General features: G+C 30.5%; 15 protein-coding genes. All 15 read right to left on the bottom strand.

Annotated elements, in window-relative coordinates:
- Positions 1 to 2: 2 nt before the first annotated feature.
- The 15 genes from neuC to ACSVH9_RS11725 all read right to left on the bottom strand — a co-directional run bounded on the left by neuC (position 3) and on the right by ACSVH9_RS11725 (position 14439).
- Positions 3 to 1160 (bottom strand): UDP-N-acetylglucosamine 2-epimerase, encoded by a 1158-nt coding sequence (gene neuC / locus ACSVH9_RS11795; protein ID WP_438063873.1) that lies wholly within the window; start codon positions 1158 to 1160, stop codon positions 3 to 5.
- Positions 1157 to 2164: an N-acetylneuraminate synthase family protein gene (locus ACSVH9_RS11790; RefSeq protein ID WP_438063872.1), complete on the bottom strand. Its 1008-nt coding sequence runs from the start codon at positions 2162 to 2164 to the stop codon at positions 1157 to 1159. Before ACSVH9_RS11790 ends, neuC begins: the two co-directional genes overlap by 4 nt.
- A complete protein-coding gene (locus ACSVH9_RS11785; RefSeq protein WP_438063871.1) occupies positions 2157 to 2789 on the bottom strand; it encodes a CatB-related O-acetyltransferase in 633 nt (210 codons plus the stop codon). Before ACSVH9_RS11785 ends, ACSVH9_RS11790 begins: the two co-directional genes overlap by 8 nt.
- Position 2790: 1 nt before the next feature.
- A complete protein-coding gene (locus ACSVH9_RS11780) occupies positions 2791 to 3810 on the bottom strand; it encodes a glycosyltransferase family A protein (protein ID WP_438063870.1) in 1020 nt (339 codons plus the stop codon).
- Positions 3811 to 3812: 2 nt separating this feature from the next.
- Positions 3813 to 4715 (bottom strand): glycosyltransferase family 2 protein, encoded by a 903-nt coding sequence (locus ACSVH9_RS11775; protein WP_438063869.1) that lies wholly within the window; start codon positions 4713 to 4715, stop codon positions 3813 to 3815.
- Positions 4706 to 5635, bottom strand: a complete 930-nt coding sequence (locus tag ACSVH9_RS11770; RefSeq protein WP_438063868.1) for a glycosyltransferase family 2 protein — start codon at positions 5633 to 5635, stop codon at positions 4706 to 4708. The genes ACSVH9_RS11775 and ACSVH9_RS11770 overlap by 10 nt, the downstream gene beginning before the upstream one ends.
- A gap of 19 nt (positions 5636 to 5654) precedes the next feature.
- On the bottom strand, positions 5655 to 6569 hold the full coding sequence (locus ACSVH9_RS11765; RefSeq protein WP_438063867.1) for a glycosyltransferase family 2 protein: 915 nt from the start codon (positions 6567 to 6569) through the stop codon (positions 5655 to 5657).
- Positions 6570 to 6584: 15 nt separating this feature from the next.
- Entirely contained in the window at positions 6585 to 7631 is a 1047-nt protein-coding gene (locus tag ACSVH9_RS11760) for a glycosyltransferase family 2 protein (protein ID WP_438063866.1), read from the bottom strand.
- 105 nt (positions 7632 to 7736) lie between these two features.
- The gene (locus ACSVH9_RS11755) at positions 7737 to 8522 is read right to left on the bottom strand and encodes a glycosyltransferase family 32 protein (protein WP_438063865.1); all 786 of its coding nucleotides are present in this window, start codon (positions 8520 to 8522) and stop codon (positions 7737 to 7739) included.
- On the bottom strand, positions 8519 to 9460 hold the full coding sequence (locus tag ACSVH9_RS11750) for a glycosyltransferase family 2 protein (protein ID WP_438063864.1): 942 nt from the start codon (positions 9458 to 9460) through the stop codon (positions 8519 to 8521). Before ACSVH9_RS11750 ends, ACSVH9_RS11755 begins: the two co-directional genes overlap by 4 nt.
- On the bottom strand, positions 9460 to 10593 hold the full coding sequence (locus ACSVH9_RS11745; RefSeq protein ID WP_438063863.1) for a glycosyltransferase family 4 protein: 1134 nt from the start codon (positions 10591 to 10593) through the stop codon (positions 9460 to 9462). The genes ACSVH9_RS11750 and ACSVH9_RS11745 overlap by 1 nt, the downstream gene beginning before the upstream one ends.
- A complete protein-coding gene (locus ACSVH9_RS11740; protein ID WP_438063862.1) occupies positions 10590 to 11468 on the bottom strand; it encodes a glycosyltransferase family 2 protein in 879 nt (292 codons plus the stop codon). Before ACSVH9_RS11740 ends, ACSVH9_RS11745 begins: the two co-directional genes overlap by 4 nt.
- A 30-nt stretch (positions 11469 to 11498) precedes the next feature.
- Complete coding sequence (locus tag ACSVH9_RS11735) at positions 11499 to 12146, bottom strand: acetyltransferase (RefSeq protein ID WP_438063861.1); 648 nt, start codon at positions 12144 to 12146, stop codon at positions 11499 to 11501.
- Positions 12140 to 13219 carry a DegT/DnrJ/EryC1/StrS family aminotransferase gene (locus ACSVH9_RS11730; protein WP_438063860.1) on the bottom strand — a complete coding sequence of 360 codons (1080 nt, stop codon included), beginning with the start codon at positions 13217 to 13219 and terminating at the stop codon, positions 12140 to 12142. The genes ACSVH9_RS11735 and ACSVH9_RS11730 overlap by 7 nt, the downstream gene beginning before the upstream one ends.
- 5 nt (positions 13220 to 13224) lie before the next feature.
- On the bottom strand, positions 13225 to 14439 hold the full coding sequence (locus ACSVH9_RS11725) for a glycosyltransferase family 4 protein (RefSeq protein ID WP_438063859.1): 1215 nt from the start codon (positions 14437 to 14439) through the stop codon (positions 13225 to 13227).
- Positions 14440 to 14445: the final 6 nt, after the last annotated feature.

Raw genomic sequence — 14445 nt, 5'->3', positions numbered from 1 at the left:
ATTTAATACATGATGGTTTTATGAAACTGCAACGGTATTTTTACTAACAAATCAGCTATGGATGAACCTGCGTTTCCACCTCCGTAGACAGCTGAAGTTTCTGATTTCCCATTTTTCAAAACTGTATGGACAGCATCTATTATTTCGTTTTTATTATAATCTACATCAATTACATTATGACCACGATCGCGTCTATTTTGTCGGGAGCCAATATTAATAACTGGAACCCCAAGATAAGCACACTCTCGAATTCCCACACTGGAATTACCCAGCAGGGCTTTGGCATTATTCAATAAAACCAAAAAATCATCGCCTTCCATATTCTTAAAAAAATGAACATTCTTAAGCTTATGGTATTCCCGAAAAGCTCTAATTCCTGCAGAAGTCCCATCCGCACCTGCATCAACATTCGGCCAAAACCAAAGGGTAGGCAAATTCAATTCGTTTACGGCTTCAAGTGTTTCTTCAATATGTTTTCTGGAATTCTGATATTCTGTCGTAACAGGATGTTGCATGACTACAAGATAGCCATTAGATAAATCTGGGTCAGACCCAACTCCTCCATATTTTTGATACGGATTAAAATTCAATCCTTTTATAGTATTAATTTTCGAAGCAATATCAATAGAAGGACAACCTGTATTGAAAACAAAATCAGGATTTTCACCTAATTTTATTACTCTCTCTTTTGCACTTTCTGAAGCAACAAAATGATAATCTGCTAATTTGGTAATCGCATGTCGTACTTTTTCATCAATATTTCCAGTAACTTCTCCTCCTTGAATATGAGCCAGTGGAATATTCATATAAGAAGCCGCAATAGCTGTTGCCATGGTTTCAAAACGATCAGCTACAGTCACAACAATATCAGGTTTCAAATTGTCAAAAACTGTAGACAATTCCAAAATTCCAATACCAGTGGTTTTAGCCGCAGCTGTCAAATTTTCTCCTTCTAAAACATTAAATACTTTTGCTGCAATAGCAAAACCATCTTTTTCTATATAGTTTACAGCAGATCCATAGCGATCCAATAAAGCCGAAGCGGCCACTACCAATTGCAATTCTAAATCAGCATGTTTTTGAATGGCAGATAAAACTGTTTTTACACGGCTGTAAGAAGGACGCGCCGTTATGACTACCACTATTTTTCTTCTACTCATTGTATATCTTCTTCATTTAAAAAATCCCATTTATTTTTGTCAAAAGTAAGTCTTTTGCCAACAACATCCATAAATTTTGCTGCGTCAATTCCGCATCCTTTTGGTTTTTTTGCTTCTAAATCGTCAATCATTAGTACATTTCCTTGAGGCAGTTTTTTATTTACAGCCAACGATTTTTCAAATATTTGTTTTAACGCTGTAAAACTTTCATTGGAATTTTTATCTATTGGATTATCAAGAGCACGTTTAATATTTCTGACACTTATTACCAGATTTTGAATCTCCTCAATGGTTAAAGAAGATTTTGAATCAGGTCCAAAAAGCTGTCTATCAAAAACAGCATGAAATTCGAGTATACTTGCTCCTAAAGCAGTGGCAGCAATACATGTTTCAATTTTTGCTGAATGGTCTGAAAAACCAATAGGTACATTATAACGATTTTTCAATTCCTGAATCACATTCAACCCGTATTGTTCAGGTTCTGTAGGATAGGCAGTAGTACATTGCAAAATAGAAAAACTGACATTTCTTTCTTTCAAAAATGCAACAGTCTGGTCTAATTCTTCGTAAGAACTCATTCCTGAAGATAAAATCACAGGCTTCCCAGTTTGAGCTATTTTTTCTAAAATCAAAAAATTATTCACTTCCCCTGAACCTATTTTATATTGTTCTATTCCTATTTCTTCCAGCCAATCAACTGCCAAATTACTAAAAGGAGAACAAATAAAATCTAATCCAACTTCATCACAATGCTTTTTGATTCCTTTCCATTGTTCCAGAGAAAAACCTATCCGTTTCCAATAATCGAATCGTGTCTTATCCTCTAATGAAAACTTAACTCTAAAGGGTTCTTCTAAACTGCTTTCTGCTTCGGCAATATGCATTTGAAACTTCACTGCATTAACCCCAGTGTGAGCAAGGGCATCTATATAAGAATATAAAATTCCTAAACTCCCTTCGTGTGCCTGGCCAATTTCGGCAATGATATATGGTTTATCATTCATAGATGGTTTCCTTATTTGTGAAATTTTTTAAAAAAAGTGGTTTTATATTTTCCAGTTCTGATTCGGATAAATCCCACCATTGTAAAGTTTCAATTTCTTGAATGATGGAGTCCGAAAAACGTTTCCCAATTGGCTTTGCAGGAACACCAGCGACTATGGTGTATGGAGCAACATCCTTAGTAACAACTGATCCCGCTGCTAAAATTGCTCCATTTCCTATATTAATATTCCCTACTATAATTACACCATGACCAATCCAAACATCATTTCCAATAGCAATCTTATTCTCCTCTTTTAATTCTTGAAGCTCTCCTTGAAATAAATTAGTATTGATATAAGTTGTCATTGAAGAAATAGGGTGATTAGTAGCGTGCAAAGCTACATCAGCTCCCAACTGGCAATACTTTCCAATACTTATATTTCCGCTTAAGATATTATTATATCCTAATGTTGTTGCATAGCCAATTTCAATATTACCGGAAAAATTACATCTGTCCGGTACTGCATTTTTTCCCTCAAAGACTACATTTTGTAATCCTCGTGAAAAACCAGACACTGTTACTTTTTCATATTTTGTAACTGTATTTAAAAAATAAAACAAAATTTTCTTTATAAATTGTCTCATATTAATATTCTTTGGCCTCCTCTTTTGTCAATCCTTTATACCTTAAAAATAATTTCCAAATTGCTCTTTGGCTCATTATTCTAAACAAAAATACTGCAAAAGGTCTGAAGTAAGTATTGGGTTTGTTGGTTAAATTACTTGGGATATTAATCTCCGTTTTGTTTTCTTTAATTGTAGAAAATGTTTCGAACATCCAATCTTCTAATACATTTCCCATATGGTATGCATAATTCCCGGCAGTTGATAATCTCCAATATCCTTTATCTTCGGCTGGTTTATCCAATAAAATCTTCTCGCTGTCACCTCCAAGGCTATAATATGAAAACCGATTCTTTATACCATCAAAACAATTACCCTTATAAGTCGCTATAAAATGTCCTGCACCAATTACAGCACATATACTATCATCAGAATTAGAAATAGTCAAATTTTTATTCAAATGAATATCTTTATAAAAACCTATATTCCCAATACTTGAAGCAAACATCTGGAGACTATTTTTATCTTTTGCTTTAGTAAATTTCAACCGTTTAGAAAAGAAATTATCTAAATAAATATTTCCTGTAAATTGTTTTAACATTTTTGAAGAAGGAACCGGACTAACTACACCTGCCTTTTTGAAATTTTCAAAAACAGTATAAGTTTCTTTTTGCCAATCATTCAAAAATAACACATCGGCATCGCTAATAGTAACCAAATCAAAATTATGACCAGCAAGCCCTTTTAAAATGGCATTTAATTTCCCTATGGGCGAAGTATGAATCAGTTCATGAATTTTCCCTTGCTGATATAAATCATCTAAGTAATTTATCACTTCAATACAGCTTCCATTATTTACAAGTACTATATAGGTTTTTGAGTGAGACGTTTTAAGAAGAGATTCCAAACATAGTTGCAATATCTTAAAGCTATCTTTAAAATAACCCTCCTGATTGGGAATATGTACAGGAATTATTACCTGATGATAAAAATCATTTGGCTCTTGGAGTCTATCTTTATTGGGATTAAAACCTATTCTCATTTTTATTTTTTAAATAAAAGAATATAAACCAATAATTTGCAGTTACTTACTTTAAAAAACCAAAAAAAATCCAAGATATATAAATTTTTAAACGTTTTAAAAAAACCTTTATCGATCATTTTAATCTGCATTTTACTTAAGTTAGTTAAAAGTAAGTTATATTCTTTCTTGTTAATTCTTTTAATGGATAATTGATTTTGTAAAATGCTTTTCATAAATAAAGGTAAGTAGAAATAATTCGGATTATCCTTCGAAATATTATTAGAGTGGACCCTATATTGCACAAGTGGTTCATCTAAATAGAAAAACTTGCCAGCAAAAGAGCAACGTGTCCAGTACTCAATATCCTCTAACGCGGGTGGAATAATTTCATTAAATAACCCTACTTCTTTGATGATTTCTCTTCGAATCAATGGAGTAGGCATCATTAAAGTCCAATTGCCCATCATCCTCATAGAAACATCACCATGTTTTACATCCAAAGAACCTGGTCTTCCTATGATTTCCTTTTTTTCTATGCCGTTCTCATCTATGACCTGACAACAACAGTGAACCAATCCAAAATCTGGATTATTTTCTAAAACTGCTACCTGTTTTTCCAATTTATTGGGCATCAACAAATCATCATCATCCACAAAAGCGATATACTTTCCTTTTGCCTCGCGAATTCCTACATTCCTCGGTTTGGCAGGGCCTCCCGAATTTTCAATTTTAATATATTTTACTTTTTCAAATGTTTGACACAAAAAAAAGTTGTCATCATTTGGAGTTCCATCATCGATAACTATAATTTCAAAGTCCTTAAAAGTTTGATTTAAGATACTCTGAAGTGTCAGTTTTAAATAATCAGTTCTTTTATATGTTGGAATAATAACTGAAATAATCGGCTGGTTATTTAATTCCATTTTGATTTTATTTTTAACTGTATAAATTTTATAATCGATTGAAAATATTTTATATCAATTTTATCAATTCCTTTTATCTTTTTCAAAAATTTATAATTAAAAACTTCTTTCTTATTAGACCAAACAAAATGCTTTACATAATGATCTAAAAAAAATTGAAATTTATAATTTTGTTCAAAAAAATTTAAATATTTAAGTGCTTCTTCATAAACAATCTTCTTTGAGGATATACTCATCTTAGTTGTTGTTGAATTCTCATGCCTTCTAAAAAAATTTAGGTTTTTATTCAAAAACACAAATTTCCTGTTTTGAACCAAGAAGCTCCACAAAAAAAGATCAGACAATTGTCTATTATTAAATAGTTCAACATTCATTTTCTCTTTTGGCTTTCTAAAGACTACGCTGCTTCCATTAGTTATATACGTATTGAAAGGCATTTTACTCAAAAAAACATTATCGCCTACTATTTTATATTTCCCAAAATCTACCTCTAGATCTTTTGTTCGATTTGTAGAATCATAAATAATTTTAGAATCTTCAATATAATTACTTCCACAAAAAGCAAGTGCTACATCTTCATTATGATCTAAAATCTCGACTAACTCTTGTAAAAAAGTTGGTTCAGAATAATCATCGGTTTCTGCTATCCAAACATATTCTGTTTCTGCTAATTCAATTCCTTTTTTCCAAGAATTATAACCGCTTCCTGAATTTTTATCGTTCACAATAAAATATTTGACTCTAAAATCCGAATTTACTTTTAAAAAGTCCTTAATAACCAGCACACTATTATCCGAAGATTGATCATCAATTATAATAGCTTCCCAATTTTTAAAAGTTTGATTCAAAATGCTATCAAGCCTATCTTGCAAAAATAGAGCATGATTGTAACTAGGTATTATTATAGAAACTTTGGACATTATTTACTTAAAATTAAAACTATGAAGACTTAAATCTTAAAATGAATTTAAAAATTGTCCTAGCTGGTTTTATCAAACCTATTGCATATACTATTTTTCGAATCAGCAAACCCGCTTGATAGGCATTTGATTTTTTTACTAATTCCAAATTATTTCTAAATAATTTGTTAGACTCCGAATATCGGGTCAACATATGCACTGACAATCGATGATATTCATCATATGTAAGTATTTCCTTGAAATTGTCTAAAACTTTTAGTTCATTATCACCAATACCGATTGTCTCCATTCGGCTAGATGGGTTAATCCTATAATAAGCCAGCGGTAAATCTATAAAAACACAATTTGTAGTTTTTAAAACCTGAATCCAAACAATCCAATCTTCCTGAGCAGATAAATTTTCAGGGAATTTAATAGTTTTAAATAATTTCGCATCAAAAAATCCGCATTGCATCTGTACAGAAAATGTAACATTCCACTTAAACAGAAAATTTTCCAATGTAAATAGTTCAGCATCAAGTTTACAAAAGGGAGGTATGACTTCTTTTGAATCTGATGAAAGCATTTTAAAATTAGATACAACTATTCCTGTCTCATTGCTTTTATCTTCTTTTAATTTATCAATAGAAAACAGTATTTTTAGTTTATCCAAAACATCATCAGAATCTAAAAATTGGAGATACTTACCTGAAGATTTTGAAATTCCAAAATTCCTTGTACTGCTTACTCCACTATTACTTTTATAGAAATACTTATATCTGTTGTCCCTGGCTACCCACTGTTGAGCAATAACTTCTGTATCATCAGTACTTCCATCATTGACAATGATACATTCCCAATCTGTATAAATCTGGTTATAAACAGAATCTAAAGCTTCATTCAAAAAAACACCTTGATTATAACAAGGAACTATTACTGATACTAGTACAACCATAAAATCATTAATTTTTTAAAATCGCATTTTATTAAACTTGCTGATTACTTTAGTTTTCATAATTTCACTTGCCTTCCCTTTTATCACAAACAATAACTCTTCAATAGGCAAATAAGCAAGAGCCTGCAAACGCCATTTTTTGTCTAAACCTATAGAAGTCTTCTCGAAATATAATTCAAAAACCAACCTTCGCTTTATGATTTGCAAAACATCATTTAACTCTTTTTGAGAATAAATTTTTAGTTTTTTATTTTGAAGAGCCAGCTGTTTTATCCACTTAAAAAACAAAACTAAATCATTCATCGAAATCTTTTGGGTCATCCAAAGCATCCTTGCAATTAAATCATCTTTAAAAACTTCATCATCATAATTCAGCTTTTTAAATAAGAACAATTTAATATCTATGTCACCCTTTCTTTGAATATCATAATACAGCTTTGTTACCTGTGTGTCATGGGATCTATAATGATACAAAACTTCTTGTATGTTATACAACTTACATATCCAGGAAACCCGGGCCCAAAAATCATAATCTTCTACATGCTTTTTATTTTCATCAAAAGGGTAACTTTCTAAAGCTTTTTTTTCAAACATCACAGCTCCTAAACTCATTGAGCACTGCATTAATAGCTCAGCTACAATTTGCTCATGAAATTCTTTGTGTTTAATTATTTTTCCATGATTCCCAAATCTCTGAAGCCAACACCCACAAACTTTTATTTCAGGATTAGTTAATAGAACATCTAATTGTTTTTGGAAACGATCAGGAGTGCTAATATCATCACCATCCATCCGTGCAATATACTCCCCTTTTGCGAGCCTAATACCTAAATTTAAACTATCTATCAGTCCTAAATTTTTAGGTTTCTTTATTAACTCTATTCTAGAATCTGAAAACTCCAAAATTTGGTTTACAGTAGCATCAGTAGAAGCGTCATCAATAATTAGCAATTCAAAATCATAGTAACTTTGATTCAAAACACTTTCTATAGCCTCTTTTATATAAGAAGCTACATTATATACTGGCATAACAACCGTTATCATTGGGTCTTTTTTGTCCATATAAAAAATGTTTTATAACCTTATTGTCTTTTGATTATATCAATAATTTGTTTGCCTTAAAAAATACAATTGTGACATTTAGAAACAATCATAGTTTACAAAAATTCACTTAATTAAAGTGCTTTTTATTGTCGCTGCTATTCTTCTAAAATATACATACTTAAACTCTCGGCTTTTATAAAGATGCTGGATCATTTTACAAAAGCCCTTAAAATACTCTCTATTTGCAAAATATTGAAATTCAGAATATTCAACCCAAGAAGAACTCCATAAATGTACCGCAACGGTTTCATTACTAATATAACTTTTATAATTATTTATTTCGTTTTTTTTAACAAATGGTAGCGGATAAAAAAAATTAAAAGGATAAATTTTAATTCCTTCCAAAGCAATAATTTTATCGAATTTGTAATTGTAACTATACAAATCCCTAAACTTTTTGGTCACCAATTTTGGAATTGTAATTTCCCCTAAATTTCTATCCTTTTCTATTGTTAATGAATCATATAACTCTATGCATTCCCTAATAAATTGATTTCCTGCAAATGCCCCAATTACTGCAACATTAACAAAATCAGCATCTTCTGCTCCAGCAAAACATTCATCTTCTAAGAATTCTTCAAATTTTTTTAAGACCATCATATCTGTATCTAGATAAATCCCTCCATATTCATAAATCTTTTGCAATCTAATATAATCGGAGACAAAAGCCCATTTTTTTTTCTTATACATTTCCTTGACAAATGGATGTGATAAATCTGAATTTGTTTCATTCCATTCTATAATCTGATAATCTGATAAATGTTTTTTCCAAGAAGCGATACAATCTCTAACCAATTTTGGCTTTTTCTTTTCCCCATACCAGCAATAATGAATCACTTTAGGAATCATATATGTTTTTTTATTTTATTAAAACCTCTTTTTAAAATCAGTTTAATGTATAGTTTATAAAAAATAAATTTAAAACTTAATGGCAAATCAACAGAATGATTTTTTTTAGCAAAATACTGTCCCGTGTTTTGAAATATAGAAATCCACAAATCAATCAACCAACTATAATCTTTGGAATAATTTGTTTTAAAATTCAGCATTTTATTAGCATAGTTAACCACTTTGACATTCTCATGTAGTTTCTTAACATAATTATCTTTTTTATCTGAAGTAGCAGACAGATTATGAATTCTAATCATATTCAATGGTTTTGCAATAAATGCAACCTTCCCTGTCATAAAAACATCAATCCAAAATTTCCAGTCCCCACAGTATCTATAATCAAAAGGATAAAAATTTTCTTTTATACTATCTTTTCTAAAAACTGCCGAACTTACATTTATTACGGGACATTTAAACCGCCCAAACTGGCTCAAAATATACTTCCCATCTTTCACATAGTTTGATTTCCAATTATCACTTTTGAAAGAGTCCCACCAATGATTAGGTCTAAATTCATTATTTATGTAGTATAAACTATTTGTATGCACTAAGACTGCCTCACTATCTTCTAATTTTGAAATGGTTTCTGCCAAAAAGGAATCTTCTGCCCAATCATCACTTTCAGCAATCCAAATATATTTGCCTTTAGCTTTCTCTATACCGTATTGCCATAAACCAAAAGGAGAACCAGAATTTTGTTTGTTCAAAAGGATATGAGAAACTTTATCGTTATTTTTATAATTATTAATAATCTTCACACTTGTATCATTTGAGCCATCATCAAGTAGAATGAGTTCAAAATCCTGAAAGGTTTGACTTAAAATACTGTCTATCCTTTTTTCAAGATATGGTGCATGATTATAATTGGGTACTATTATGGAGACTTGGGGAAACATTAAAAGTGTTTTTGAATAACTGAAAAAAGTGATGGACAAATTAACTCTGGTGTAAATTGATTGAAAGCCGTTTTATTCATCGCACCATGTTCTTTTTTTAAATCAGGGTTTTTATAATATTGCATTACTTTATCCGCCATAGCTTCTATGTCAAGATAAGGAACAATAAATCCACCCGCTTTTTCTAATACTTCATTTGTACCTACTGCTTTTTTAAAACTAACAATTGGTTTTCCCATCATACCAACCTCAATACAAACCAAGGGAAAAGGATCTTCTCTTGAGGTCATCACAAACACATCAAAATCAGAATAATGAACCGCTGGATTTTCTACTTCTCCAATAAAGCTAACTGTATCAGCCAAACCTAACTTTTCTAAATCCTCTTCTATTATATAATTCTCCTCTCTTGAAATTCCCCCAACCCAAACAAATTTAAAAGAGATTTCAGGATGAAATTTACAGAGATAACGAGCGAGTTGAATAAAAACATCCTGCCCTTTTCTCCAATTTACAGTTCCAGATGCTCCAATAACAAATTCTTTAGACTTATTAGAATTAATTTCTAATAATGTTTGTATTTGTGCACATTCATAAATCACCTCTACTTTATGTTCTGGCACTCCCCAATTACTAATTAAATTTTGCTTTACCATTTGGGCAGGAGTAATATATTGGTTTATTACAGTAACATATTTATCAAAATCAGGCAATAATAATTTTATAATTGTATTCAATTCATGAAGATGTACTATTGCTTTTGTATACTTCATTTTAGCAAGTAAATCACATACAAAAGGCACACTTATGATAGTATTCGCATAGATCACATCATAGCTGTTTTTACTTAAGTCCAAAAACAAATTTCCCTTTAGATTCGGACGCTTAAAGCAGCCTAATTTTAATAAAATACGTTGTTTAATATTTAATTTTTGAGGTTGACACAAAGCTTCGTAATCATAGTAATTATGAGTAACTTTTTTAAATTCTGTAACTAACCCTCCTCTTTTTAAAACTAACAAATCGGCTTGTATTTCAGTCTGATGCTCTTGAAGCCATCTCAAAAAATGAAGCAACACCATTGGCGCTCCAGTTCTTGATGCATCATGTGATATGAATAGAATTTTTTTCATTTTTTCTTGTACAAAATAATTTGTTTTAATTTTAAAATGACATAAATTATTTTAAATTTATAATAATATAAAACATTATTTTTCTTATATAAATCCTTAATAATTCTATATACAGTTATTTTCTTATTTAAAATTTCTTTTGAAAATTCCTTTCTCAAAAACATTTCCTTATCAATTATTGCAATAAAGTCCAAATGCATTTTGTATGCTTTTACAAGCGAATTATTGTCTTTTTTTAAAGAACCATGAACACCACCAGGATGAATCCTATACACACCCATAAAATCCTTAAGTATCATCATTCTTTTATTTGAACGATGAAAAATAAAAAGCATTAAACCCAAATCACCGAACTTTATTTTATTAAACCAATGCGGTAAAGTTTTTAAATATTCTGTTCTAAATAATAATGAACAAGTAGCGGTTAAATTATTAGCTATATAATCTTGAATTGTTTTTGTGGTGTTTTCATTTATATTTGGAAATAAATGCTCCATATTATTAATTACATTTACTTCTTTAGCTACATGTGTACACATCGAATACTCCTCATTAGCCTCCAAAAAATCAACCTGCTTTTGCAATTTTAAAGGATAAGTCCAATAGTCATCTCCTTCACATAAAGCGATGTATTTACCCTGACATTCCTTTAATGCAAAAATAAAATTAGGCATCATCCCAAGATTACTATCGTGCTTAATGTATTTAATCCGAAAACCTTTTGGATGATTTGTAATGATATCTTGAATAACACTGTCTGTTTGATCTGGAGAACAATCATTGGCCACAATAAGTTCTACTTCAAAATTACATTCTTGCATCAAAACTCCTTCTATCGCTTCACGAATGAATTTTTCGTGACCGTACGTAATCATGCACACACTAACTTTAGGACTATTCATTGGTTAAAATTCAATAGGTTTTAATTCTTTTAGAACCTTTGCAGGAACTCCAACAACCATTGTGTTATCAGGCACATCTTTTGTAACCACCGAACCAGCACCCACAATCACATTTTTTCCAATTACTAAATCTGGCAATATAGTAGCATTGGAACCTATTTGAGAATAAGCCCCCACAGTTGATCTTCCTAATAGATTTACACTTGGAGATATTTCTACAAAATCACCAACTACACAGTCATGGGTAATTATAGAATTAAAATAAATAATACATCCTTTTCCTATTATTGAGCTATTGGAAATAACAACGCCAGCAAGTATATTGGACCCAGAACCTATTACAATATCATATGACCCAATATTTGCTAGTGGACTAATGGTAGAACTAAAAATTCCTCCTAATGAAATAAATTTATCATATAGCTTTTTTCGCAAGATTGGATTTCCAATTCCAATAGTAAATCTATTATCAACCGTTTTAAAATAATCTTGAACTTCTTTAGTTGTTTTTAGAATGGGAAATTTACCAAATAAAGGGCCTCTAACCTCATCATTCAAATCATCATAAAAAACTAGATTTGCTAATTCATCCAATTGAAGTACTACTTCTAAAACTTCTTTAGCAAATCCTTTGGCTCCTGCAATTAACATCTTAATTTATTGTTTATTATTGAAATTATAGTTGATAACTCTTGCTCTCTTAATCCAACATACAAAGGCAAACACAAAACACGAGAGGATATACTCTCTGAAATTGACATAGTCTTTCCTTTTGAATATTCGATAGTGTTTAAAGAAGGATAAAAATAACGTCTCGGAAAAACATTTGCTTCATTTAAATCTTTCTGAGCCTGCAGTAATTGTTGCTCATTTTCAAAAATTATAGGATAATAACTATAATTCCAATCCGTTTTATCTCTAATTTTTAAAGCTTGTAAATTAGAAAAATCTAAATTCTCATTATAAAAATCAACTACTTTTTTTCTTTCAGCTAATATCGTTTCGATATAAGGAAAAACAGTCAATCCCAGAGCGGCTTGCAATTCAGACATTTTCCCATTAATTCCCAAACCATGAAAAGCTAAGGGTCCATCGTGTCCAAAATTATGGCTATAAAACAACTTAGCTTGCAAATCAGAATCGTTGGCAAACATAGCTCCTCCTTCTCCCGTATGAAACAACTTCGTGGCATGAAAACTACAAGTACTGATGGTGCCATAGTCAAAAATTGATTTTCCTCTGTATTGCACCCCAAAAGCATGTGCGGCATCATAAATCACATACAATTGGTGTTTTTTTGCTATCGCCTCAATAGCTTCTAAGTTACAAGGATTCCCAAAAACATGAGTCGCTAAAATGGCAGTAGTTTTATCCGTTATCGCTTCTTCTATTTTACTTTCATCAATCGTTAAATACTCAGGGTGAATATCCACAAAAACAGGAGTGCAATTTTCCCAAACTATTGCTGCAGTAGTAGCTACATAACTAAAAGGGGTTGTTATAACCTCTCCTTGATTTCCTAATAATTTTAATGCAATCTGTAAAGGCACTGTCCCGTTATTTGTTGCAATTACATTGGAAATTTTTAAAAATTCTTTTAATTTTTCTTCCAATTCCAAAACCAATTCCCCACGATTAGTTAGCCATTCATTATCCCATGCGCGCTGTACCTGCTTGTTGTATTCTTCTATAGGTGGGAGAAAAGTCTTGGTTACGTTTATCATATTAATTATTTTTTTGATATTTCATTTTGCAACAAAATAATTCTTGGCATCATTTGAATTTTATTTGAATAAACCTCAAGAAATTTTTCCTTCCCATTTTGTGAAATCGAATATAATTTTTCAGGACTATTAATCAAAGCAATAATTACTTTTTTAATAGAATTTATTTCGCTTTCTATTAAAATTAAATCAACATCTGGAACAAAAACATTATTTTGTTTAAGTTGGTCTGTAATTAACACCACTACTCCATTCAAAACAGCTTCAACAACAGTACCTAATGGAAATCCGTCAAACGCACCTTTACCTAAAATGAAAGGTTTATTCGGTGAAATCAACACGTCCATCTTTTTATAAATCGCTCCTAAAGATTCGAAATTTTGATAACCATAAAAATGAATTCTATCTTTTATAGTTGAAACATCAATGTCGCCCTCGGTAAACCCCCCTACAATATGAAATCTGATAAAATCATATTCATTGGCTATCATGTGTGCAAAATCTATAAACACATCATATCCTTTGTCTACTCCTCTTGGAGTGTATTTTGCTGCACAAAAACAAATATCAAATGTAGGCTTATCGATTAAATAACTTTTTTTGTTTGTCAAATCTTTATTCAACGATATTTGCGGCACTACACCACCAAAAACAAATTGGATACTCTGTGATTTACAAAAATTATTATTTATTAAGTAATCTTGAGTAATTTTTTGAGTTACAATAACATTCCGGAACATTGGTGAAGCAAAAACTTTTTTTAATTTATTATCACTTAAAGTTTCATTCAATTGAAAACCTCCTCCTGGATATAGAGTAAAAACAAATGGAATTTTATACTTTTCAATCCAATGTATATTATTGAAAATATTATTTAAAAAAATACAATAAAAAAGCTTAGCATTGATATTAACATATCCTTTTTTAAGTCTTAACTTACTTTTTAAAGATTTATTTTGATCTACAAAATCTTTAACATGATTTTTATGATCTATTACAGAAGTGTTAACAACTGGATATGCTGAAGGTGACATTATTATTTTAGATTTCTTAAAAGAAGAAAGTAGTACCGCAAATTCTTCATAACGAAACCCTGAAACTGGATGCGGAAATATATCATCAAAAATTAATAAATCAACTTTCTTAAATCCTTTGTAAGGGATAAAATTTTCTCTTTTTATTAGTTTTTTTAATTTGTTCTTAATTTTAAAAAGTATCATCTCAAC

It is taken from the genome of Flavobacterium sp. RSSB_23, assembly GCF_051547145.1.
In the GTDB taxonomy this organism is placed as follows: Bacteria; Bacteroidota; Bacteroidia; order Flavobacteriales; family Flavobacteriaceae; genus Flavobacterium.
This window is presented reverse-complemented; position numbering and strand designations above follow the sequence as displayed.

Coding starts and splice junctions, on each gene's coding strand:
- neuC (WP_438063873.1), bottom strand. CDS start 1,160: ATGAGTAGAAGAAAAATAGTGGTAGTCATAACGGCGCGTCCTTCTTAC.
- ACSVH9_RS11790 (WP_438063872.1), bottom strand. CDS start 2,164: ATGAATGATAAACCATATATCATTGCCGAAATTGGCCAGGCACACGAA.
- ACSVH9_RS11785 (WP_438063871.1), bottom strand. CDS start 2,789: ATGAGACAATTTATAAAGAAAATTTTGTTTTATTTTTTAAATACAGTT.
- ACSVH9_RS11780 (WP_438063870.1), bottom strand. CDS start 3,810: ATGAGAATAGGTTTTAATCCCAATAAAGATAGACTCCAAGAGCCAAAT.
- ACSVH9_RS11775 (WP_438063869.1), bottom strand. CDS start 4,715: ATGGAATTAAATAACCAGCCGATTATTTCAGTTATTATTCCAACATAT.
- ACSVH9_RS11770 (WP_438063868.1), bottom strand. CDS start 5,635: ATGTCCAAAGTTTCTATAATAATACCTAGTTACAATCATGCTCTATTT.
- ACSVH9_RS11765 (WP_438063867.1), bottom strand. CDS start 6,569: ATGGTTGTACTAGTATCAGTAATAGTTCCTTGTTATAATCAAGGTGTT.
- ACSVH9_RS11760 (WP_438063866.1), bottom strand. CDS start 7,631: ATGGACAAAAAAGACCCAATGATAACGGTTGTTATGCCAGTATATAAT.
- ACSVH9_RS11755 (WP_438063865.1), bottom strand. CDS start 8,522: ATGATTCCTAAAGTGATTCATTATTGCTGGTATGGGGAAAAGAAAAAG.
- ACSVH9_RS11750 (WP_438063864.1), bottom strand. CDS start 9,460: ATGTTTCCCCAAGTCTCCATAATAGTACCCAATTATAATCATGCACCA.
- ACSVH9_RS11745 (WP_438063863.1), bottom strand. CDS start 10,593: ATGAAAAAAATTCTATTCATATCACATGATGCATCAAGAACTGGAGCG.
- ACSVH9_RS11740 (WP_438063862.1), bottom strand. CDS start 11,468: ATGATTACGTACGGTCACGAAAAATTCATTCGTGAAGCGATAGAAGGA.
- ACSVH9_RS11735 (WP_438063861.1), bottom strand. CDS start 12,146: ATGTTAATTGCAGGAGCCAAAGGATTTGCTAAAGAAGTTTTAGAAGTA.
- ACSVH9_RS11730 (WP_438063860.1), bottom strand. CDS start 13,219: ATGATAAACGTAACCAAGACTTTTCTCCCACCTATAGAAGAATACAAC.
- ACSVH9_RS11725 (WP_438063859.1), bottom strand. CDS start 14,439: ATGATACTTTTTAAAATTAAGAACAAATTAAAAAAACTAATAAAAAGA.